Raw genomic sequence first — 20,674 nt, forward strand, 5'->3', positions numbered from 1 at the left:
GAGGGGGGCACACCGAAGCGAGATTATTCGCGCTCTCGACGCCGATTCTCAGTCGTACGGCGTGGAGACCAACGAGCAATCAGGCGGCAAGGCAAAGAGAGTCGCTACTTCTTCGGAGGAATCGCTCTCTTTGCCGCAAGCGCAGCCCTCCGGATCTGGCTGGTCAGTTTTCCACCGGTCTTGGCTTCGGCAGACGCGGCGGTTTTGTCGATCGCGTTTTCGATCTTGTCTGCGTTCTTCGAGGCAGCCTCCTTGCCCTTGTCGACTAGCGCTTTCGCTGCACCCATGAATTTCATATTCGTCTCCTTCTCCTGGCCTCATCGCCCTCTACTCGGGAGGGTTGCGGATCTAAAAACTAAGATCCATAGTAGTTGAGTTGAAGGTTGACTGATCGTGCAACAGTTGGCCGAGTGCGACGGCGTTGGCAGATTTTCGTGGGACTCGTCAGACCAGTGTCGACCAGTAGTCCCAGAATGCGCTGAGAATCATGCTCGCGACGGACACGATCCAGATAGTAAGCACGAGAGTGTGTTTCTCGGTGCCGACGGTCACGATTCGCGAGGAGGTCGACGCGCTACGAGCACCTAGATGCAAAATGGCATACCAGAGGGCTGTCATCGTCACCACCCACACGACCATGCAGTATGGGCACAGTGCCTGGATTCTGTACAGGCTTTGGAAAATCAGCCAGTGAACCAGCACCGCTCCGGTGAGCAAGCCGATGACGATACAGCGCCAATACCACTGAGGTAGTGCCTTTGCGGCGGTGAGGGTCACGATTCCCGTGGTCAGTAGGACGGTGAACCCGACTATACCGAGGATCGAATTCGGGAAACCGAAGATCGAGGCTTGTGGAGAACTCATCACCGATCCACAACTGAGGACGGGGTTGATGCTGCAGGACGGGCGATATGAGGGATCCGCGAGAAGCTGAAACTTCTCGATAGTCAGTATCAGAGACGCCGCCAAGCCGAGAGCGCCTGCTGCAGTGAGAATCCATCCGACGACATAGGGGGAGCACACTTTCGGGGCCGAGTCGACAGTCGGAGGTATACCAGTGTCGACGTGGGCACCGCGTGCTCCCGTTGATGTCATTGGGCCAGCGCTGCGTCGATGCGAGCGGTGAGATCGTCATATGTCGGCATGGACGGCAACTGGACGCCGTTGAGGAACAGCGTCGGTGTGCCCTGCACGCCCAGGTCGATACCTTCGTTGAAGTCCCCTTCGACACGCTCTGCGACTGCGGGATCATTCATATCTGCTTCGAAGGTCGCCATGTCGAGTCCCAGATCCTGGGCGAACGTACGGAAGAGGGCTACTTGAGATTCGGACGACTCGCCCCACTGGGTCTGCGTGTCGTACATTCGCTGGTACATCTCCACGAACTTCCCTTGCCTGGACGACGCTTCGACGACTCGCGCCGCGAGTCGACTGTTCGTGTGACTGGGAATGGGGAAGTACCGTACACCGAACGTGATGCGGTCAGCGTACTCAGCACGTATCCGCTCCATCGTCGGATACATCGCCAGGCATGCCTCGCACTCGAAGTCGAGGAATTCGACCAGAACGACATCGTTGTCCGGCGCAGAGGAAAGTAGATGCGTGTCGTCGCGAAGAACCGATGCGTCCGAAGCGCTGGCGCTGTTTGTCTCCCTCCCGCTGCGGTTGCCGAGCAACAGCGCGCCGAGGACGACAGCGAAGACAGCTATCAGGGCTATCGAGAATTTCGCGTTGGTGGTCAACTTCATGGATCCGCCTACCTGGTCGGTGTTCGTCGATGCGTGCAACCTTCCGGCCACCACACAGCCCTGAATACTATGCAACATAGTAGTCGGAGGTATTGTCTCAGCGAAGTGCGGTGTGCATCGATCGCCGGACTCCGCACCTCGATGGTGTGAGCCGAGTAGGAGGAACAGATTTTGAGGCGTGCAATGGTTGTGCTGCTGGTGGCTGCGGGGTGTGCGCTCATAAGCGCAGGCACCGCGCAAGCACACAGTGCACTGGTCGGATCGACTCCATCCGCCGACGCAGTTCTCGACACTGCGCCGAGTTCGGTGGAATTGGTTTTCAATCAGGAGATTCAGACGAGTTTCGCGAACGTGACCGTCAGTGCGGCCGACGGGACGCAGGTCGGAGCCGGGGAGCCGTCGGTGCAGGGAGAGCGCGTTTCTCTCGTGACGACCGGTCAGATGTCGTCTGGCACTTACACCGTTGGTTACCGGGTGATCTCTGAGGACGGACACCCGATCACGGGGTCGTACTCCTTCACCTTGAACGCGGCGAAGAACAATGCGGCGCCGCTTCCCGGAGGTGCAACACCTCCGGCAACTGTTGCGCCGTCGGCGGCGACCGCCGATGCCGACTCCGACGACGGATCCCCACTGTTGTTGCCGATTCTCGGTGGCGCAGTGGCAATCCTGTTCGTGATCGGGATGGTCATCGTTCTCCGCGGAGACAAGCGCTCGAAGCGCTGAGATGTTACAACACAGTACGAGCGGGGAGGGACCACGTAGGTGATGGACTGGATACGTTTACCCGAGGCCGTGCCTTCGTTCGGAGCAATGGTGGGGTGGGCGCCGCAGCCGCTCCCGGTCCTACCACTGATCGGAGTCCTACTGGCAGCGTGGTATGGCTGGGGTGTCTACCGGGTGACGTCTTCCGGTCGGGTGTGGCCGTGGACGAGGACGGCCAGCTTCCTCTTCGGCTGTATATTGCTGATCCTGGTCACGGGGCTCGCCGTCGAGGGCTACGGGTACGAACTCTTCAGTATCTGGATGTTCCAGCATTTGACCTTGTCGATGGCGATTCCACCACTGCTCGTTCTCGGCAGCCCAGGTCTTCTCCTGCTGCGCTCCACCCCTCACACAGGGTGGGGAATTCCGATCCTCAAGCTGGCATTGACGGCACTCAGAAGCCGGACGGCGAAGATTCTGCTACACCCCGGCGTCACGATTCCACTGTTCCTGTTCAGCTACTACGGCATCTACCTCTCGCCGGTATTCGACCTGGTGGCGTCGTCCTGGGTCGGTCACACAGGCCTGGAGCTCTTCTTCCTGGCCACTGGAGTGTTGTTCATCGTTCCGGTGCTCTCATCTGGGCCGTTGCCCGTCAAGCAAAGCAACCTGGGTCGATGTTTCGACCTCTTCGTCGAAATGCCTCTCCATGTTTTCATCGGCGTGATCCTGATGATGGCAACCTCGCCACTCCTGAGTACCTTCACCAATCCGCCGGCGTCCTGGAACGTCGATCTGATGGCCGATCAACAAATGGCGGGGGCTTTGGCATGGTCGTACGGAGAACCCGTCGCGTTGATCATCATGGTGGTTTTCGCGATGAGGTGGAATCGCGACGAGACCCGCACCAACGCCGCCGTCGACAAAAAGGCCGCCAGGGACGGTGACGTCGACCTCGAGGCCTACAACGAATTCCTCAAAACCCTTCCCCGTCGATGACTGCTCTCGGCATCTCGATGATCGGGTTCGGCGGATGCGACGGTGTGTGAGATGAGTGGTCAGTTCATCGGGATCGGTTGGGCACCTCTCACTGCGAGCAGTTCTCGCAATGCGGTCGATTCGGCCTGCTGTGTAGCGGCGATCTGTCGAGCAAGATTTGTCACGACGGGGAGATCGGCATTGTCAGCGGCGTATTGGGCCATCGGAATTCCCCCTTGATGGTGGCGCAACAGTAATTGCAAATAGCGAATCTCAAATGCCGGTCCGGTCAGGGTGCGTAGTTCCGCGAGTTCGGCGGGAGAAGCCATTCCCGGCATCGCGACTGATTCAGTTACGCCGGAATCACTTTGTCCGGTGCTCATGCCGGGCATCGAGTGATTCATCGCCGAGGAAGTTGAGGGCATCCACTCCATATACTCGCCCGTGCTCCGGGCGGGTCGATCCCAGATGGACAGCCACCCCTGCATCATTCCTATCTGACTTTGCTGAGTAGTGACGACGTCGTACGCGAGCGTACGGATAGCGGGGTCGGCAGTGTTCACCAATGCGAGGGACGACATCTCGACCGCTTGCCCGTGGTGAACCGACATGTCCTGCGCGAAGCCGACCTCCACTGCGCCGACGGCTGGGACCCCCTGCGAGGTGTTCTCGATCCGCCCCTTTGCCCACAGGCCGATGATGATTCCGATCAACAGAGCGATGACAATACCGACCACCAACACTGCGGCCGGCGTGGCATGGCGTTTGCCCGATGAATCGGATACCGACTCGGATTGAATCGATACCGCCTCGTGTTCAACCATTTTCGCGACTCCTCGTGATCGCCGGCGCAGGTGGGGTCGTTGCTGCGGGAAGACCAGTGGCTGACTGCTCCGACGCTGCGGGAATCGCGTCAGGGCCTGGCGGAGATGCGTCGAAGGGGAAAGGAGCGTTCGGGTCGAATCCTCCCGGGACCGTTGCACAGCTGGCACCGGCCTCTGGATGGGTGTTCGGGTTCTGTTTGAGGGCGGTGATGAATTTTGCGATACGGGGGTCGTCGACGCTGTCGACTTTGAGTTGGTGCCCCCACGACTGAATCGAAACGGGGGAATCGATGCCAGGGAACGGTGACATCAGGGAATACGGCTTACCGTTGACTTGGGAGGTAAGGGCGTCGACGTCGGACGGATTCAACGAGTCGGGGTTGTAGGCAATCCAGACCGCACCGTGCTCGAGTGAATGCACCGCATTCTCAGTGCGTATCGGCTCCGGGTAGACGATGCCTGTGCATGTCGCCCAGTACTGATCGTGCGCTCCTCCCAAGGGGGGAGTTTGATCGTATGCAACGCGCTGAGGCGCTTGAATATGATTGCCGGCCGCGTATTCGATTTCGGTTACCCCTTCGATGGACAGCGAGGGGTCCGGGTTGTCCGCGCTCGGAGCGTATTTTTGTGCTTCGGTCCTCTCGATGGCCTTGGGCACCATGTTGTAGGCGATGACCGAGACCAGGCCGGCGATAATCAGGACTGCGATCGATATCGACCACGGAAAACTTCGGCCACCGGGCACCCCACCGCCGCGGGGGCGGGGTGTGTTCTTCTTGCGGTTCTTCGACATTGGTGGACTCGTTCCCTTGCGCGCTGGCACCGACACTGAATTACTATCAATCATAGTAATTCATGGTTTCGTTCTTCTGCCGAGACAGAAGCGGTACGCGCCCCCGAAGAGAGATGCGGCAGCGAGAGAAAGGACGATCACCGCCAGGGCGATCTCGGGAACCGCGCCCAGACGTGTTGCCGGTGTGAGATCGGAACGCAGGGCGATCTCGTCGGTCAATGCCTGTGCTGTGAAGATCTCGCTCTGTTGGCGTACCTCTCCCGTCGGCGTGATGATCGCACTGACACCGCTGGTCGCGGCGATCAACACAGTGCGACCGTGCTCGACTGCCCGCACCCGCGACATGGCCAATTGCTGAAAGGTCATCTCCGTCCGGCCGAAGGTCGCATTGTTGGTGGGAACCGCGATGACGGTGGCTCCCGCCTGGACCGACTCGGTCACCAGATCGTCGAAGGCCACCTCGTAACACGTGGCAACAGCTACCTGAACTCCGTTGAGGTCGACGACACCGTTCCCATTCCCGGCAACGAAATTGCCCGCAGAATCGGCGTACGACGACACTGCACGAATGATCGGTCGGAGCGGCAGGTACTCCCCGAACGGCACGAGTTGTCGTTTGATGTGTTGCTGGCCAGGGCCATCCGTGGGATCCCACACCATGACACTGTTGATCGATGTGCTCGCTTCACCTACGAGAACCGTACCGACCAGGATTGGTGCCCCGATCGAACGGGCTGCTCGGTCCAGTCGCTCTGCCGCATCCCGATTCACCAAAGGATCTATATCCGAAGCATTTTCGGGCCAGATAACAAGCCGTGGCCGGGCTGCGCGACCCGCCGCGACATCGGCAGCGAGCTGCTCGGTGCGGGCAACATGATTGTCGAGCACCGCTCGGCGTTGGGCGTTGAAATCGAGGCCGAGTCGCGGCACGTTGCCCTGAACGACGGCAGCAGTGACGACCTCGTCAGGGGCGGCACCGGGAGAACTTGTCACCAATGCACTCACAAAGATGAGGACGATGCAAGCGCCACCTTTCGCCAATGCTTGCCATCGAACACGGGAGGGTCCGGCCAGTGACCAGGCGATGAGTGTTCCGGTCAGTGCAGTCACGAAGGAAAGACCTGGCGCCCCTGCGATCGAAGCCAACGGCAGCAGCGGACTGTCCGCCTGCCCGAAGGCCAAACGCCCCCACGGGAAACCGCCGAACGGAATTCGGCTACGAAGTGCTTCTGCGGTGACCCATGCACCCGCAATCCACACCGGGGAAAGCGGAGCGTGGCCGACGGCCACTGCCAGTACGCCGAACACTCCGAACGCGAGCGCTTCAATCGCCGCCAACGCCAACCAAGGCGTTGCACCGACATACGCTCCGACCCATGGCAGCAAGGGAACGAAGAATCCCAGTCCCGCGGCATAGCCGAATCCGAAACCCGCACGGAGACTGCGACCCTGGAGAACGGCGGTCAGCAGGGCGATGGCTACAGGGGCGAGAAACCACAGCGTGCGCGGCGGAAAGCTGAGAAATAGCAGCCACCCAGCGCCCACCGAAAGAGCGAGACGCAAAGCGTTCCCACCGTGGTGCCGTTTGGGGCGACCACTCTTCAGGCATGCATCTAATTCACTGTCGGCAGTGATCGCACGGTCGACCGAAAGGACCCTCACAGGCCCGCTCTCGTAGAAGGAGAACTGCGCTGGTCAGTCAACAATTTCTCACAGAGATCGTCGAATTCGCCGCCCCAGCCGGCATGATCGGTCCGCGCGAGTCCACCGAGTTCGAGATCAGCCTGCTCCGGTCCCGTCCCCGGGCGTAGGCGGATCCACACTCGCCGCCTCCTGATCACGAGCGAGGTCAGAAGTCCGAGCATCATCGTGATCGCAAAGACGAGAACCCACTGTTGCGCAGGGTCGTACGACACCTGTAGATTGGCGAATTCCTTGGCGCCGTCGAACCGAACCTGTGTTCCATCGGTGAGAGTCCGCGTCTCTCCAGGGCGGAGGTTCACACGATCTTGTTTGACCAGCCTTCCTTGGTTGATCATTTCCTTGTTCAACGAGAAGATCGATTGCGGGATGCCGGTGTCCAGACCCGTATCGCCCTTGTAGATGTCGATCGCGACCGCAGGGTCACGTGCGTCGGGAAACGACGAAGTCAGGAGCGTCCCACTGAAGGAAGCGGTCGGCGCGAAGAGTCCCTCGATGGCGATCTGATTCTTCCGGCGCTCGTTCGGATCGGGGAACGAACCGCCGGGTGGATCGAACCGCAACGCCCCACTGCTGAGAAACGTCACCGCGTCGTCCGGTTGAAACTGCATTGTCTCGGTACGGGACTGGCCATCGGGGAAAGTGACGGTGAACTGCGGCGCGTACCCGTGGCCGGTCAGATAGACGCGGGCGCCATCGGTACGCAGCGGTTCGTTGACTCGAAGACGATAGTCTTTCCAGGTATTGGTCGCGATGTCCTGCCCGCTCTGGTATGAGATGTTGGAGGTGAACATTTCGGCCTGACCAGTATCGAGATAGTCCGCGGAAAAGTCGTTGACCTTGATGCAGAACGGTGCGAGACCCGTGCCGTCAGTTGCACTTCCCGCGCGAAATGAGTCGTACACAGCGGGTGAGGTGTTGCAGAATCCAGGACCGCCGTCGGCAATGACGATGACCGAACCCTCGTACCCCACCAGCTTGCCGATGGCGACGGTGACGAGCAACCCGATCAGCGAGAAGTGGAACACCAGATTCCCGGCCTCGCGCAGATATCCCTTCTCCGCCGAAACCGATACTCCGGAATCATTTTCGGGATTGACTGCGATGCGCCAACCCTTGAGAGACCGGCGCACTCTCGTCAAGGCCTCGTCGTGAGAGATATCTACCTCGCCGTGGAAATGGTGCGGCAACCTGGACAGATTCCGAGGTGCTCGTACAGGTTGGCTCCTGAGTGCGCCGAGATGCGCCCGCAAGCGTGGAAACAGGCAGCCGATGAGAGAGAGAAACAGGAGAACGTAGATTGCGGTGAACCAGAAACTGGAAAAGACGTCGAACAACTCCAGCTTGTCGAACAGTGGGCCAAGGGTTGGTTGGGCCGCAATGTACTGGGACACTTTCTGCACGTTGAGATTTCGCTGAGGCAGCATTGCTCCGGGGAGTGCTGCCAGCGCCAAGAGGAACAGGAGCACGAGCGCGGTACTCATCGACGTCAATCTGCGCCAGTACTGGCGCAGCATTCGAATGCTTTCTCGGATAATCAGTCTCGGGAGGCGACGGATGCGAGCTCCCGTGGGGACACTCTCTGTCATATCGGCAACACGACCGAACTGACAAACTCGTTGCGCAACCAGCCGATGAACACGCCCCACACACCGGTGACCAGTGCCAGACCGACAGCGACGAGCATTATTCCGCCGACGATCTGAATCGTTCGTGAATGGCGTTTGAGCCATCCGACGCCTCGGAGCGCTTTCACCGACCCGAACGCCAGCACGATAAACGGTAATCCAAGTCCTAGACAGTAGGCGACGATCAGCAGCACCCCGCGCGCTGCCGTCGTGCCTTGAGTTCCGGCCGCCACCGAAAGAACCCCTGCGAGAGTGGGGCCGAGACATGGTGTCCAGCCCAACGCGAACACGCCCCCCAACAAAGGTGCGCCGGCAAGGGAGGAGATTCGTCGCGGCGCGAATCGTGCGTCTTTCTGCAGGGCAGGAATAAGGCCGATGAAGGTCAACCCCATCACGATGGTGATCACCCCGCCCACCCGTTGGAGCAGGTCTTCGTTGATGCGCAGGGTGCTGATCACGCCGAATACCGATGCGGTGGCGAAAACGAACACCACCGTGAATCCCGCGACGAACATCGTTGCCGCGCCTGTCACCCGCCATCTGCCTGCTGCGGGTCTCGTGGTCGCGTCTTCAGGGGTCACCGCCGGAGAATCAGCTCCGGAAATGCCGGCTAGATACGACAGGTATCCGGGAACCAGTGGCACCACGCACGGTGAGGCGAAAGAGACCAGACCGGCCAAAACGCACGCCGCTACGGCGAGCAGCAACGGACCGCTCGAGGCGGCGGTCTGGAAGCTGGACCCGATGCCTTGGGCAAAGTCGTTCACCGTTCGGCCGCCACACGCTCGATGACAGGCTGTAGATCCTCGGTGAGAAGTGCACGAAGGAACACTGCGGCGACGCGATGCTGACGATCCAACACCAACGTGGAGGGAATCACGCTCGTCGGATAGTTTCCGCCGAGCGCTGTCAAGGTCCTCATCGACGGGTCGTAGATCGAGGGGTAGCTCACGTTGTTGTCGACGACGAAGTCCTGAGCTTTGTCACGTTGAGGATCTCGAACATTGATCCCGAGAAACTGAACGCCGAGGTCTTTGGTTGCTTCGTAGGCGCGTTCGAGATCGTCGGCCTCGGAGCGGCATGGGGCGCACCATTGTCCCCACAGATTGATCACGACGATCTGATCTGCGTAGTCAGTCAGTGAGATATCGTTACCGTCGGTCATAAGGTCAGGCCCGGCCAATGCGCCGATTCTATTTCGCGACTCGGGTGGGTCGTACAAGATATCGGTTTGCCCCCCAGGCGAGACGAAATCGAAGTTCGCACCCGAAGCGACCGCGTCGGTACCGCTCGCGCACCCACTTGCGGCGACGACCACCGCGGTGAGGATAGCAATGAGTGAGAGGGGATGGGCATGCGCTCGGGGGGTGCGGTGCATCCGTTGTCGCGTGGGTGTGGGGACTGTCATTTCATCAACTCACTTACGGCGGAGCGTATTTGGTCCGTGTTTTCGAAAACCATGGGGGCTGTGACCTGGTCGACGGACCCGTCACGTTGGACGAGGAAGCTCAGCGGCAGAACTGGCGGCGCCGACAGTGCAATTCCGACGTCGTCGATGGCGGCGAACGAGGGATAGCGCACGCCGGCGTCCGTGAGAAGTGCTAGTGCTGCTGACATGTCGTCCTGGACATTGACGCCGACCACACGGATGGCGCCGGGGCTGCCTGCGTAATCGTTCAGAACCGGGATCTCCGATCGACACGGCCCACACCACGAAGCCCAGAGATTGATCAAGGTGGGTTCCCCGGACAGCGCTGCGCCGAGGTCGACTTCAGTGCTCTCGCCAAGACACGTCGCTTTGATTCCCCGGAGTTTTCCGTTCACGGGCGGTGCCGCCGGGGCCGCAGGGCAGGAAACCTTCGCTGCTGCGGTCGCAGATGTGAAGCTCGGGTCGAGAGCTTCGCCGTCGTCTTGGGATGCGGCCGGGGGCATTTGCGGTCGGGTTGGGGAGTGGGATTCGGTTGGTTCGGATCGAGGCCAGATTGCCACGACAAGGAGGGCGATCACGGCCAAGAAGAACATGAGCCATCGCGACCGTGCCTGCATACACTTCCTCCAAGTATGGTGCGGCGAATCGGGGAACAACACTGAACTACTATTGTGCATAGTAGCTATATTGGTTCTTCCACCGGCCCTCGCTCAGCAGCGGCAGGGGCCCGAGTCCAACTATTGAATCGAGCACTGTGAAACGTCAATCCGCCCCGGAGGGTCGTCCCAGCTCGTCGGCCCGCCCCGAAATTCCAGCACTGGATTCACATCAAGGGCCGCCGACGCGAATGACACGAATCGCACGGTCGAAGCTTGTGCGATTGATGGTGTACTACACCGCAGCTCGACTCGCCCTGATCGCTGGGCTCGCAGTGATCGTCATGGGAATCAACGCCGTATTCGACCTCGAAATCCCCGGCGCTTTGTCACTGTTCGGGGCCTTGCTGCTCGGATTCGCCATCTCTGCGATCGCATTCCGATCGTTGCGACGCCGGATCAACGACGAGGTGATGGTCGTAGATGAGAGGCGTCGCGCGTCGCGCACCGCGTGAAGAAGTTTCCCGCGGCCACGCCGGCATAGATGAAGCCTCCTTCATCCCCCGGTGTCACCCGGGAAGGGGCTAGGTCGCGGCGATCGCTGCTGCCGAAGCCGAATTCGGAGCAGCAGTCAACGACTGTCCACGTTGGTCAATCCATTCCGAATGCTCTCCTCAGCGCCGACACAGTAGGAGCGCCGTCGACAGCGCCCGCGGCATCGCGATAGAGCCTGCAGGACACGCTCGGGATCTGATTTGACTCGGCTAAGGGATCGTGGCCGTCGACGAGCAACGTCGGAGACCCGGCCATACCCGCGAGTGCTGCTGATTGGGAATCCTCGATGACCAGGTGGCGCAGTTCCCATTCGATCGATACACCCGCGAGAGCTTGCTCGATTCGTTGTTCGAGGAGCGGCACGTTGGGGCAGTCCAGGACTTGCAAAATTTCGAGTTGAATCATGGTGTTCCTTCGTCGGTGTGCAATGTCTGGAGCATGGGGCAGTGCCGGTCAGCTCGCGGTAGTGCACAGGTGGAAGCGAATTCGGTCAATGAGGCCCGCATGCATTGCAGATCTCGGATCTTTTCGTCGAGCTCGGCGATCTTCTTCTGGGCGAGTCTCCGCGCTGCGTCGCAATCGTCCGGTCCGCCACCGTAGAGGTGGAGAAGTTCGTTGATCTCCTCGAGGCTGAAGCCGTGTTCCTGGGTGCGTTTGACGAACCGGATAATCTCGACCGCCTCATCCCGGATATGAGCGGTATCCCGAGGCGGATCGTGGAGGCTGCTGCAGGAGTCCGCGCCGTTCGTAGTACCGCAACGTCTGCACATTCACCCGTGAGGGTGGCCAGTTCACTGCTACGCATGTTGCCATTGTGAACCCTGTACCCGGCTACGGAGTCAAGTTGTTCTGCCCGGCGGCAGGACATCGTCGACGGTGACCACGCCGACGACTGGGATTGTCGCGAGTTTATAGTCGGCCATCAGTACCACGACCACGACGAGGAAGCGCAGCATCCGAACCCGCGAGCCCTGCGATCGGTGCTGAATCTCCGACTACCACCGCACGCAGGCAAACCTGCTGCAGCGTCCGCGGGACGTTCCGGTCCGCACCGCGATCGGCGCGATGGTCATCGCGTTCTACCTGGTCTGACGATCCCCTGCGTCAACGACATCATTGCGTACAAGTTCAACATCTCGCTGAACGCGATGATGTGGATCGGCCGAATCGGCATGGTGCTGCTGCCCCCCGATCGCGTTCTTCGTCACCTACCGGTTCTGCCTGGGTCTGCGGCGCAGCGACCGTGAGGTTCTCGAGCACGGCATCGAGACCGGCATCCCGCGTGGTGGTGACTCCCGAGCTGCTGGTACTCGCACTCTCATTTGGCTGCGGCTCGGCATCCTATCGGCTGCCGAGTTGAATAGCCTTGACCACGAGAAGTATCGCGCCGATGACGAGGTAGCCCCGCAAGGCCAGCATGCCCAGTTTCGTTCCGGAGGACCACACGACCGGTTCGAGCAGCGTCAGCGGCGGCATCCGCCACTGCATCTTTGCCTCTCGCCCGACGTCAGGGGGCAGAGCGGTGACTACGCCGCGGCGCCGGTCGAGCCACCGCACGCCAACTGTTGCGACGATGCCAGCGACGACCAACGCTATCCCTAGGTATATTGAGGCGGTCACCACGTTGAGGTCGGGAAAAACGGTGGTGGCCATGAGGATTCCCGAGAGCATCAGCAGGACCGCGACGATCAGCCCGGCGACGAGGTTGAGCCAGCGCGGATTAATCCAGGGTCCGAGTACTTGCCGGTCGTTGCACAGCAGCAACAGGAACACGCTCGCGCTGGGCAGGAGCAGTCCGGCAAGAGCCTGCACGGCGGTAGTGATCAGTCCAAGCGGTGCGCCGGGGATCAGCACGATCCCCGCGGCAAGGAGGACCATGGCACCGTATGAGAGGTAGAAGGGTTTGGCCTCCTTGAACCCTCGGTGTAGCGAGTGGCTGATCCCGAACACGTCACCGAAGGCGTAGCTGGTCGACAGAGTGACCGCAGCGGCACCGATGATCGAGGCGTCGAGAAGCACGATCGCGAAGATCGGGCCGAGGACGGAACCATTCGCGCTGAGTAGGCGCGCGATGTCGCCGGCGTCCACGAATTCTCCGACACTGCCAGTTGAGCGGGCGGCGTAGTCGGCGGTCATCATCAATGCCGCTGCGCCGGCGACGACGACCAGCGCCCCGAGGACGGTGTCGGCTCGTTCGTAGCTGATGAACCGCGGGGTGATCCGTTTGTCGATGATGTTGGACTGTTGGAAGAACAGTTGCCACGGCGCGACAGTGGTGCCGACGATTGCGATAATCAACAACACCGCGTCCGAGGTGATCCCGCCTCGGACGCCCGGAATCGCGAAGTCTCGGGCAGCGCGACCCCAGTCTGGGTGTGAGAGCAGCAGCATCGGGATCTGTACCGCCGTGACGGCGATGAAGACGAACATCGCACGTTCCCAGCGGCGGAAGCTGCCGGTGGCCATGATCGCGATCAACGCGACCGCAGCGGTCGGCACGACGATGTACCGTGAGACGCCGAAGTAGCTGGCGGCCAGTGAAACTCCGATGAACTCGGCGACGATGGTCAGGAAGTTCAATACGAACAGATCGCCGACCGAGAACCAGCCCCACCCGCGGCCGAAGCGCTCGTTTATCAGCCGGGCATGCCCCACCCCGGTCACCGCCCCGAGTCGGACAACCATCTCCTGGTTGACGATCAGCACTGGAATCAACAATAGCAACACCCAAAGCAGCGAGTACCCGTAGTTCTGGCCGGCCTGCGCGTAGGTGGCAACACCGCCGGCGTCGTTGTCACCGACCATGACGATGAGGCCAGGCCCGACGATCGCCAACATGGTCAGCATCCGAGCCTTGAAAGTGCGGCGAGATTCCTTGTCGGACAAACTGATTCTTCCGAGCGCCCCCTCGATGTCGCCGAGGTGCGCGGAATCGAGGACTGCGGACGGTCGCGGTTCAGGCATACCGACAGGCGTATGTGCCGGGGTGGCGTCGGTGATCTCGGGTTCAGCCACGGTCATCACCGCCTGGATCTGTGGAGGTGGTGTTGGTCGTAGGGTGGTCGGTGGCGCGCTCGACGATGGGCCTCGGTGCAGGTTCTCGCCGTCGCCAGTCGTCGGGGATGGAGGCCTCGAGGACATCGTCGACGGTGACCACGCCGACGACGTGGTCGGCATCGTCGACGACTGGGATCGTCGCGAGGTTATAGTCGGCCATCAGCACCGCCACCTCGGTTAGGTCCGCCACGGGGGTCACGCGCACAGGGTCGGTGTCCATGATGTCGACGATCGGGGTCACCGACTCCGATTGCAGCAGCCGGATGACCGACGCCACCCCGATCAGCCGGCCGGCGTCGGTGAGCACGTGCACCTTCAGCAGAGCCTCGGGCTGCATGGACCGTGCTGCTGAGATTGCCGACAGGGCCTGCGCCGCAGTGGCGGTGGCGGCGCAGGAGATGACGTCGACGCTCATCAGGCCGCCGGCGCTGGACGAATTGAACCCCATTAGTGTGATCACCTTCGTGCGTTGGCCGGCCGGCATCAGATCGAGCACTCGTCGACGGCGGGACTGTCGTAACTCTGCGACTGCGTCGGCGGCGTCGTCTGCGCGCATGAGACCAAGCACACCGGCCACCTCGACGTCGCTCATGTCGGCGAGCAGCTTGTTGGCCTTGCCCGGGTCGAGCTCTTCGAAAACGTCCGCCTCAAGCTCGGGGTCGGTGTGGACGCGGTCAAGGATTTCCCCACCCTCGCGCTTGTCTGCGCCCTCGAGCAGATCTGCAATCTGCGCCGGTTTAAGGGTGCCGACTCGCCCGCCGACCCGCCGCACTACCATGCTGTGTTTGTGGCCGATCAAGGGTTCGAACGCTTTCCAATCCCGACTGGCGTGTCCTCCATGGGATTTGATTAAGCCGAAGAACCGGGCCGGGCGGCGAGTGTCGAGCCGTGCGAGTACCCACCCGTGACCGGGGTTCTCGAGTTCGATGTCGTAGGCGTGCACCAGCTCCGCGGCCGGGACGTCGATCAGCCGATGGCCAAGGACGTCGGAACGCAGCAGTACCTCGCCCTCGCGGCGCTCGAACCCGCGCAGGTCCACCTTGTTCTGCGCCAGCATCACCCGGTCCCCGTCGAGGTGCTCGATCCGTTCGACAGAAACGTACACTCGCCGACCACCGACATTGACTACCAGCCCGGATACCGTCGGGTAGGTGTCCACGCCGAGCAATCGCACGATCAGATCGTCTAGGGCGCCGACGATGTCCCCATTCCGTGCGATCACTGGTCGCTTCAGTAGCTGTGAGAGATGGATCACCGGATGCGTGGGGGCTCCGTCGGTCGCTGACTCGGTCATCGGCACTCCTCGCGTCGGTGGGTGGTGGGACGAGCCACGCAGGATGCGCACACTCGCGCGACGGCTATTGATGTCCGATTGAAAGGTCGGTGGACGGACAAGCGTGGCCTAAGTTCGGCGCGGCTCGGTCAGTTGCGACTCAGTTCGCCGGTGACGACGCATCTGCATGGTTGAAACTCGCGACCAAAACTTCAAGCACGCCACCTTCTCGCTTCGCGGACAAGCCTTCCCGCTCCGGTATTGTTACATGCGCACCTATGCATGTAAAGTCCGGTTTGGGAGCCGTTTGGGGCGACTCTCAAGCTCGGCGACTTCTGGCGTAGCGGTTCGGGTTGTGAGGTTGTCGGAGCAGAGGCTCAATGCGGATGCACGGTCGACCCCGCCTTTGGTGAGCGTATTCATACATCCGCCCATCTATCGCGCACGTGGTCCAGTGCACCTAGAAGCGTTGCCGTGAGCGCGAAGTCGCGTCCCCGGAGGGTCGGTCAGCAGATCAATGCGTCAACGTGTTCGCTCGGTGACATGGCAATGTTCGTTGCGTCAGCGAGCCCTTGCGCCCTGAGGGGTTTGGCATATCACTCAGCGCCGCGGAACGCGGTATCCGACGGCAGCCTCATTTTCCGGGTGACTCCCCGTTGAGCCACACAACATTGACTACTATCGGGCATAGTAGTCAATATGTGCCCTCGCCGACCTCTACGGGCATGCTGATCTGAACGGACGACTGATCGAAACCGCAGTGCGCCGAGGTCGGGCAATGACGCGTACGGCGGGTCCGGCGCATCCCAGACGGAATTGTAGGTTGTGCGATTCTGCCAAGTCTGCGGCACGGATTAATGGACCACGAATGACGTACGAGTAGTAGAAACTCGCTGGACGGGTGCGGCCGCATCTGATCTGAGAACCCGGATGGCTCAGGAGAGGACCCACCGTGCCCATCAACCAAACCATTGCCAGGCTGAGTGACCTGTCGTTCCAGTCGGCCTTCGCCGTGTATCTGTTAGCCCTCGTGTTGCTGATCTGGCACTACGCCGCGACACGCACCGACCACGTCCACCGGTTCGAGTTGGGGAGCAGGAAGCTTGTGGCGGCAGGGGGAGTCTCGGCGCCGTCGCCGGAAGTGCCCGGACGGATCGTTTCGGCTCCGCCGAAGCCAGTGCCCGAGCGTCTCGGCAACATGGGTGCCGCGGTTCTCGTCGTGGGCTTGGGACTGCACCTTGTGTCGATCGTGTTGCGTGGCTTCGCAACCGGACGTTTCCCGTTGGGCAACATGTACGAGTTCGTCACCATGGCCACCGCGGCCGCAACGGCGACTGGCATCGTGTTTCTGCGTGGGCAGACATACCGCGCGATGTGGGTTTTTCTTCTGGCGCCGGTCCTAATCCTGATGTTCGTTGCGGCAACCCTGCTCTACGCCGACGCAGCGCCTGTCGTTCCGGCTCTGCAGTCCTACTGGCTTCCGATCCATGTCACAATCGTCAGCATCGGCAGCGGCGTCTTCCTGGTTTCCGGCGTGGCCAGCCTCGCGTTCCTACTACGGATCCGACAGCCCGCCGGCGCGGAGCGCCGCGGGCCTGTAGGTTCGATGGCTCGTCGTTTGCCCGACGCCCAGACACTCGACCGGTTGGCCTACAGAACCGTCATCGTCGGCTTCCCTCTCTTTGGTATCGGAGTCATCCTCGGCGCGATCTGGGCGGAGGCAGCCTGGGGTCGGTTCTGGGGGTGGGATCCCAAAGAGACGATGTCGTTTATCGCCTGGGTGATTTACGCCGCCTACCTCCACGCCCGAGCGACCGCAGGTTGGCGCGAGACCAAAGCCGCTTGGATAAACATCGCAGGATTCGTCTCGATGCTGTTCAATCTGTTCATCATCAACATGGTCGTGTCCGGATTGCACTCCTACGCCGGTCTGAGCTGAGCGATTCGTGATCGAATTGAAGCGCGACGGGCACGTCCACGGTGGCGTTCGAAGCGAAGACAACGTATGAGTGCCCAAAGAATGATCTTCGTAGGCTACGTCGCGGGGCGCGACTGGTGCGTTCGAGGCGGCGGGGGGTTCCTTCGTGTCTTGCCTTCCTGCTGCTTGTTTGAATGCAGTCACGGGTTTGGTTATAGGTTATTCGGGTGAGGGCGTGACGGAAGGCGAGGTTCGAGTGCCGGTGGAGGGTGGTCTTACTGCTGGAAGCCGGTGGGATTCGCCGACTCGGCGGATTTGTCAGAACTGCCCCTGCTCGGTAGTTGTCGCGAGTATGCCCTGGGTGCTGGTGAGCCGTACGGAACCTGGGGTGGCATGACCGAAGCCGATCGAAAGCTGGGATCATCCTTTGACCCCGTCGGAGACAGGTGTGTAATTGTCCCGTGGGTCAACCGCAAATCCACGTTGCGAAGTCCGCTCGGCCGGGGAATGGTCTTCGAGATTCTCTTGCGGCGCCGCTGTATCAAGGAGGCGATTCGATGACGAATGACGAGGCGCCTCTGTCGGTTTACCGAATGACGGGCGATGACCTGGTCGCGGAGTACCAATACTTGTACGACAGGTTTGATCGCCACACCCCGAATCAAAAGGCGCGGTTCTACTATGTGAACGGGGAAATGAAAGCTCGTGGGCTCGAACATGGCATGCCAACTCCCGCTGCGCGCGATCACGACGATGCCTGGGATGGAGAGATCCGAGATTCGCGTGTTACGCGAATAACTGCACTGCATGGCTTCCCGGTCGATTTTACGGTGTCGAATCGGTGCGCAATACACACTCATCAAGGGCCTGGGATCAACGAGCACTGAGGCGGTCGCTGAAACCACTCACGCCCGCGGACTCAGGCGTTTGACGGATCACGGTGATGCTCCCTCTTCGGGTGTGGTGTCATCAGGTTCTCCTGACTGTATTGCGTAGAGGTTCGGCTTGCACTGGACTGCTTTTCGGCGGCTAGCGCACAGATAATCGAAGTTACAGATTGGAAAACTTGCGCTGCAGGCGTAGCACCGACCGTCTTGACTTTGCGACACGGCGAAAAATGCTGTGGTGGCATGGAGTTCGCTTTCGGACTGATCTCGTGAGGTCCTCCGTGCCGTTCGTGGTTCTCTGGCCGAGATCGACGAGTGAGAGCGAGCTTTCGGTGCAACTGCGAGATTGGGCCGTGCATCATTGCAGGACCATATGTGCTCTACCCAACCGATGGGGCGCTGACGCCGGGAGGGCAGTCTCGACGACCATACAAGGCAGAGGACCGATGAGACCGGTAGATGCCGGCGCCCGCTCCCGGACGTGTACGACTAGGCCGTACGCTTCGCGGGCGGTCGAGGTGAGGTTTGTCCTGTTTGCCGTGGTGCTTTGCCCCACTCTCCTCATTTCGGAAAATGCTGCCATGCACTCGCGAGTGAAACGCGACGCGATCGCACGGGTACGTGCTGAGCACACGTCGACACCATCAATCCATGTCTGCCACCATGGGGGTCGCGTAGACGAGTGTGTGTTCTAGGCGTTGCCCCCGGCCAGGCGTTGCGGCAAGATCGAAGGTTCCTAGGCGCTGTCCGGGGTGAAATTCTTCTGTACCCATGTTTTCGGCGGCCGAGCGAGGGTATGTGTTTTCGCCAGTTGGGGGGACACAGTTCCACCGTGGTTCACCAGGTCAGGGTGAGACGTCCGACCTGATGGGCCGTGCGGCCCGGTGTCAGGGTCGACGGGCGCGCAGTCAGAGGCGGCCCACCGAATTTTCGGCCTGCGCGACATCGCGTTCGGTGGGCCGAGTGCAACGCCACGTCGGGATGGTGCTGCATTGATCGACTGTAGCGAAAGCATTGTCTGCGTTCGACTCCTGACGTTTCCGCTCGGACAGATCCGCCCTGTGAAGATGCAGTCCGCGAAGGTGGGTGTGGTGGCGTAGCGGAGAGTATTGGGGGAGGGGTGATGTCGGAGGTGCTGGGCGTATTCGGGTGATGCGCCGGGTCCGCTTTCTTGCTGTTGAAGTTCGGTGTTGATGCGGCGGGCTTCCGCGAGTTGGTCTTCGAGGAAGATAATGCCTCACGCCTCGTAGAGGGCGGTGCCGGCGGCGACCAGTTTGGGCCGTTCAGTAGTAGACATCGCATCGTCGACACAAATGGTGTGACGAGATCGGTGAATCGTGGTGGGCGACAGCATCCTCGGCGGCAACGACGAAGTAATCGGTAGTGCCGGTCTTTACATAGACGTCACCGAAACGCTCGACCGCATGGGTCAGGGAGTCGGTCGACGAGTTGGTCGATGAGATCAGTAGCTCCCGTGGAGCGATCGAGCAGGCCAAAGTGATGCTGATGATCGTGTACGGAATTTCCGCGGAGCGGGCCTTCGACATTCTCATCTGGCGCTTGGAGCAGAAGAACGTCAAACTCCGCCAGGTGTCCGAGCAGTTGAGCGCCCGTGTTCGCGCAGACTTCGCTCTACTCGGTGGGTTGCGTTCGCAATTCGATCAGCTGCTGCTCGGTTTGTGACCGATGACAGACTGAATCGCGTTGTGGTCGGCACCTGCGGCTGACTGCTTAACCACAGGCACCTCGCCGACAGCACCCATTACGGCTGTCGGCTTCAATCCATTTCTACCCGTCACCGGCGGGCACAGAAACGGTATTGCCCGGACGGAGGCCGAGAAGAGGCGCAATGGACCCGATGCCCCGGATCGAACTGAAGACGAAACAACCGCTGGGTACACATCTAGGGTGATGAGATGCGCACACATTTCGCCGACAGCCCCGACGACCTCTCGTGTGGCCTGGCGTCGATGTGCGGGCTCACCGTGACAGCGATGTCGGAGGCAACGGCAGCCCTCCTCGATGCCGACCTTCGCACCGCCGAGCGAGTACTCGACGCGAACACCGACCTCGAGCGGGCCGCCTCCGACTGGGAACACAAGTCATTCTCACTTCTCGCCTTACAAGCCCCTGTGGCACATGACCTCCGATTTACCGTTGGCGGTTTGCACATCGCCGCAAGTCTGCAACGTATGGGCGCACTGGCCGTCCACATCGCCAAGATCGCGCGCCTGCGCCACCCGACGTCGGCCGTACCGCCCGAAGCGCGGGCAGTCGTAGCGGACATGGGAAGGACAGCAGTGGCTCGGGCGACCGAAACCCAGGTAATACTGCGGCACGTCGATTCTGCTCACGCGCAAGAGCTTGTGGCCGCCGACACGGTCATGGACGAACTGCACCGGCGCCTGTTCACCGTCACCCAAGCCCAACAATGGCCGCACGGAGTGCAAGCTGCTGTCGACATCACCCTGCTCGGACGGTTCTACGAACGATTCTGCGACCACACTGTGGAAATCGGACGACGCATCATCTTCCTCGAAACCGGTCGACTCCCCGCCCGACCCGACGCGCTCCTTCCGTAG

Annotated in this window: 23 protein-coding genes and 1 pseudogene; 9 read left to right on the top strand and 15 right to left on the bottom strand. The window is 61.0% G+C overall.

The features are described 5' to 3' along the window. Positions 1 to 104: 104 nt before the first annotated feature. The 3 genes from ACSW29_RS29555 to ACSW29_RS29565 form a co-directional block, all read right to left on the bottom strand. The gene (locus ACSW29_RS29555) at positions 105 to 296 is read right to left on the bottom strand and encodes an antitoxin (protein ID WP_047270593.1); all 192 of its coding nucleotides are present in this window, start codon (positions 294 to 296) and stop codon (positions 105 to 107) included. 148 nt (positions 297 to 444) lie between these two features. Next, positions 445 to 1,095: a vitamin K epoxide reductase family protein gene (locus tag ACSW29_RS29560; RefSeq protein ID WP_052959927.1), complete on the bottom strand. Its 651-nt coding sequence runs from the start codon at positions 1,093 to 1,095 to the stop codon at positions 445 to 447. Then, positions 1,092 to 1,748, bottom strand: a complete 657-nt coding sequence (locus ACSW29_RS29565; RefSeq protein WP_047270652.1) for a DsbA family protein — start codon at positions 1,746 to 1,748, stop codon at positions 1,092 to 1,094. The genes ACSW29_RS29560 and ACSW29_RS29565 overlap by 4 nt, the downstream gene beginning before the upstream one ends. Positions 1,749 to 1,931: 183 nt before the next feature. Between ACSW29_RS29565 and ACSW29_RS29570 the strand changes: the two genes are divergently transcribed. Both ACSW29_RS29570 and ACSW29_RS29575 read left to right on the top strand, forming a co-directional pair. Next, the gene (locus ACSW29_RS29570; protein ID WP_223304457.1) at positions 1,932 to 2,474 is read left to right on the top strand and encodes a copper resistance CopC family protein; all 543 of its coding nucleotides are present in this window, start codon (positions 1,932 to 1,934) and stop codon (positions 2,472 to 2,474) included. A gap of 42 nt (positions 2,475 to 2,516) precedes the next feature. Next, complete coding sequence (locus ACSW29_RS29575; protein ID WP_054827426.1) at positions 2,517 to 3,452, top strand: cytochrome c oxidase assembly protein; 936 nt, start codon at positions 2,517 to 2,519, stop codon at positions 3,450 to 3,452. A gap of 59 nt (positions 3,453 to 3,511) precedes the next feature. On the opposite strand, the gene ACSW29_RS29580 is transcribed toward ACSW29_RS29575, so the two are convergent. The 7 genes from ACSW29_RS29580 to ACSW29_RS29610 all read right to left on the bottom strand — a co-directional run bounded on the left by ACSW29_RS29580 (position 3,512) and on the right by ACSW29_RS29610 (position 10,423). Beyond that, positions 3,512 to 4,255, bottom strand: coding sequence for a DUF305 domain-containing protein (locus tag ACSW29_RS29580; protein ID WP_047270597.1), 744 nt, complete (start codon positions 4,253 to 4,255; stop codon positions 3,512 to 3,514). Then, positions 4,248 to 5,048: a DUF3105 domain-containing protein gene (locus ACSW29_RS29585; RefSeq protein ID WP_047270598.1), complete on the bottom strand. Its 801-nt coding sequence runs from the start codon at positions 5,046 to 5,048 to the stop codon at positions 4,248 to 4,250. Before ACSW29_RS29585 ends, ACSW29_RS29580 begins: the two co-directional genes overlap by 8 nt. A gap of 60 nt (positions 5,049 to 5,108) precedes the next feature. After that, positions 5,109 to 6,611, bottom strand: a complete 1,503-nt coding sequence (gene lnt, locus ACSW29_RS29590) for an apolipoprotein N-acyltransferase (protein WP_448278962.1) — start codon at positions 6,609 to 6,611, stop codon at positions 5,109 to 5,111. A 95-nt stretch (positions 6,612 to 6,706) separates the two neighbouring features. Further along, positions 6,707 to 8,338 carry a cytochrome c biogenesis protein ResB gene (gene resB / locus ACSW29_RS29595; protein ID WP_448278963.1) on the bottom strand — a complete coding sequence of 544 codons (1,632 nt, stop codon included), beginning with the start codon at positions 8,336 to 8,338 and terminating at the stop codon, positions 6,707 to 6,709. Next, positions 8,335 to 9,144, bottom strand: coding sequence for a cytochrome c biogenesis CcdA family protein (locus ACSW29_RS29600; RefSeq protein WP_058228108.1), 810 nt, complete (start codon positions 9,142 to 9,144; stop codon positions 8,335 to 8,337). The genes resB and ACSW29_RS29600 overlap by 4 nt, the downstream gene beginning before the upstream one ends. Then, entirely contained in the window at positions 9,141 to 9,755 is a 615-nt protein-coding gene (locus tag ACSW29_RS29605; RefSeq protein ID WP_448278964.1) for a TlpA disulfide reductase family protein, read from the bottom strand. The genes ACSW29_RS29600 and ACSW29_RS29605 overlap by 4 nt, the downstream gene beginning before the upstream one ends. Before the next feature lie 26 nt (positions 9,756 to 9,781). Further along, positions 9,782 to 10,423 carry a TlpA family protein disulfide reductase gene (locus ACSW29_RS29610; protein WP_047270605.1) on the bottom strand — a complete coding sequence of 214 codons (642 nt, stop codon included), beginning with the start codon at positions 10,421 to 10,423 and terminating at the stop codon, positions 9,782 to 9,784. 230 nt (positions 10,424 to 10,653) lie between these two features. On the opposite strand from ACSW29_RS29610, the gene ACSW29_RS29615 reads away from it, so the two are divergent. Beyond that, a complete protein-coding gene (locus ACSW29_RS29615; RefSeq protein ID WP_080961187.1) occupies positions 10,654 to 10,917 on the top strand; it encodes a DUF4229 domain-containing protein in 264 nt (87 codons plus the stop codon). A gap of 136 nt (positions 10,918 to 11,053) precedes the next feature. Here the strand turns inward: ACSW29_RS29615 and ACSW29_RS29620 are convergent, their stop codons facing one another. Genes ACSW29_RS29620 through ACSW29_RS29630 form a run of 3 tightly spaced genes read right to left on the bottom strand, consistent with a single transcriptional unit; the run spans position 11,054 to position 11,770 of the window. Next, positions 11,054 to 11,362 (bottom strand): hypothetical protein, encoded by a 309-nt coding sequence (locus ACSW29_RS29620; protein ID WP_047270607.1) that lies wholly within the window; start codon positions 11,360 to 11,362, stop codon positions 11,054 to 11,056. Beyond that, positions 11,359 to 11,649: a MerR family DNA-binding protein gene (locus ACSW29_RS29625; RefSeq protein WP_223304461.1), complete on the bottom strand. Its 291-nt coding sequence runs from the start codon at positions 11,647 to 11,649 to the stop codon at positions 11,359 to 11,361. Before ACSW29_RS29625 ends, ACSW29_RS29620 begins: the two co-directional genes overlap by 4 nt. Beyond that, positions 11,639 to 11,770: a MerR family DNA-binding transcriptional regulator gene (locus tag ACSW29_RS29630; RefSeq protein WP_223304459.1), complete on the bottom strand. Its 132-nt coding sequence runs from the start codon at positions 11,768 to 11,770 to the stop codon at positions 11,639 to 11,641. Before ACSW29_RS29630 ends, ACSW29_RS29625 begins: the two co-directional genes overlap by 11 nt. A gap of 201 nt (positions 11,771 to 11,971) precedes the next feature. Here ACSW29_RS29630 and ACSW29_RS29635 point away from each other — a divergent pair. Further along, positions 11,972 to 12,235 (top strand): annotated as a pseudogene (locus ACSW29_RS29635) (cytochrome b); the annotation flags it as partial. Positions 12,236 to 12,298: 63 nt separating this feature from the next. On the opposite strand, the gene ACSW29_RS29640 reads toward ACSW29_RS29635, so the two are convergent. After that, the gene (locus ACSW29_RS29640; protein WP_047270656.1) at positions 12,299 to 13,921 is read right to left on the bottom strand and encodes an Nramp family divalent metal transporter; all 1,623 of its coding nucleotides are present in this window, start codon (positions 13,919 to 13,921) and stop codon (positions 12,299 to 12,301) included. 43 nt (positions 13,922 to 13,964) lie between these two features. Continuing rightward, on the bottom strand, positions 13,965 to 15,308 hold the full coding sequence (locus ACSW29_RS29645; protein WP_047270613.1) for a magnesium transporter MgtE N-terminal domain-containing protein: 1,344 nt from the start codon (positions 15,306 to 15,308) through the stop codon (positions 13,965 to 13,967). Between the two features lie 931 nt (positions 15,309 to 16,239). Here ACSW29_RS29645 and ccsB point away from each other — a divergent pair. The 5 genes from ccsB to phoU all read left to right on the top strand — a co-directional run bounded on the left by ccsB (position 16,240) and on the right by phoU (position 20,674). After that, positions 16,240 to 17,226, top strand: coding sequence for a c-type cytochrome biogenesis protein CcsB (ccsB, locus tag ACSW29_RS29650; RefSeq protein ID WP_047270614.1), 987 nt, complete (start codon positions 16,240 to 16,242; stop codon positions 17,224 to 17,226). Positions 17,227 to 17,496: 270 nt separating this feature from the next. Further along, the gene (locus ACSW29_RS29655) at positions 17,497 to 17,766 is read left to right on the top strand and encodes a WhiB family transcriptional regulator (protein WP_052959928.1); all 270 of its coding nucleotides are present in this window, start codon (positions 17,497 to 17,499) and stop codon (positions 17,764 to 17,766) included. Then, positions 17,763 to 18,092, top strand: a complete 330-nt coding sequence (locus tag ACSW29_RS29660) for a hypothetical protein (RefSeq protein ID WP_054827429.1) — start codon at positions 17,763 to 17,765, stop codon at positions 18,090 to 18,092. Before ACSW29_RS29655 ends, ACSW29_RS29660 begins: the two co-directional genes overlap by 4 nt. A 1,449-nt stretch (positions 18,093 to 19,541) precedes the next feature. Then, positions 19,542 to 19,775 carry an ANTAR domain-containing protein gene (locus tag ACSW29_RS29665; protein ID WP_054827431.1) on the top strand — a complete coding sequence of 78 codons (234 nt, stop codon included), beginning with the start codon at positions 19,542 to 19,544 and terminating at the stop codon, positions 19,773 to 19,775. Between the two features lie 233 nt (positions 19,776 to 20,008). Then, positions 20,009 to 20,674: a phosphate signaling complex protein PhoU gene (phoU, locus tag ACSW29_RS29670; protein WP_269578037.1), complete on the top strand. Its 666-nt coding sequence runs from the start codon at positions 20,009 to 20,011 to the stop codon at positions 20,672 to 20,674.

Source organism: Rhodococcus sp. GB-02 (genome assembly GCF_053470465.1).

Excerpts from the sequence above, each read along its gene's own strand:
- ACSW29_RS29555 (WP_047270593.1), bottom strand. The coding sequence starts at position 296 with ATGAAATTCATGGGTGCAGCGAAAGCGCTAGTCGACAAGGGCAAGGAG.
- ACSW29_RS29560 (WP_052959927.1), bottom strand. The coding sequence starts at position 1,095 with ATGACATCAACGGGAGCACGCGGTGCCCACGTCGACACTGGTATACCT.
- ACSW29_RS29565 (WP_047270652.1), bottom strand. The coding sequence starts at position 1,748 with ATGAAGTTGACCACCAACGCGAAATTCTCGATAGCCCTGATAGCTGTC.
- ACSW29_RS29570 (WP_223304457.1), top strand. The coding sequence starts at position 1,932 with ATGGTTGTGCTGCTGGTGGCTGCGGGGTGTGCGCTCATAAGCGCAGGC.
- ACSW29_RS29575 (WP_054827426.1), top strand. The coding sequence starts at position 2,517 with ATGGACTGGATACGTTTACCCGAGGCCGTGCCTTCGTTCGGAGCAATG.
- ACSW29_RS29580 (WP_047270597.1), bottom strand. The coding sequence starts at position 4,255 with ATGGTTGAACACGAGGCGGTATCGATTCAATCCGAGTCGGTATCCGAT.
- ACSW29_RS29585 (WP_047270598.1), bottom strand. The coding sequence starts at position 5,048 with ATGTCGAAGAACCGCAAGAAGAACACACCCCGCCCCCGCGGCGGTGGG.
- resB (WP_448278963.1), bottom strand. The coding sequence starts at position 8,338 with ATGACAGAGAGTGTCCCCACGGGAGCTCGCATCCGTCGCCTCCCGAGA.
- ACSW29_RS29605 (WP_448278964.1), bottom strand. The coding sequence starts at position 9,755 with ATGCACCGCACCCCCCGAGCGCATGCCCATCCCCTCTCACTCATTGCT.
- ACSW29_RS29610 (WP_047270605.1), bottom strand. The coding sequence starts at position 10,423 with ATGCAGGCACGGTCGCGATGGCTCATGTTCTTCTTGGCCGTGATCGCC.
- ACSW29_RS29615 (WP_080961187.1), top strand. The coding sequence starts at position 10,654 with ATGACACGAATCGCACGGTCGAAGCTTGTGCGATTGATGGTGTACTAC.
- ACSW29_RS29620 (WP_047270607.1), bottom strand. The coding sequence starts at position 11,362 with ATGATTCAACTCGAAATTTTGCAAGTCCTGGACTGCCCCAACGTGCCG.
- ACSW29_RS29630 (WP_223304459.1), bottom strand. The coding sequence starts at position 11,770 with ATGGCAACATGCGTAGCAGTGAACTGGCCACCCTCACGGGTGAATGTG.
- ACSW29_RS29640 (WP_047270656.1), bottom strand. The coding sequence starts at position 13,921 with ATGCCTGAACCGCGACCGTCCGCAGTCCTCGATTCCGCGCACCTCGGC.
- ACSW29_RS29645 (WP_047270613.1), bottom strand. The coding sequence starts at position 15,308 with ATGACCGAGTCAGCGACCGACGGAGCCCCCACGCATCCGGTGATCCAT.
- ACSW29_RS29660 (WP_054827429.1), top strand. The coding sequence starts at position 17,763 with ATGACGAATGACGAGGCGCCTCTGTCGGTTTACCGAATGACGGGCGAT.
- phoU (WP_269578037.1), top strand. The coding sequence starts at position 20,009 with ATGCGCACACATTTCGCCGACAGCCCCGACGACCTCTCGTGTGGCCTG.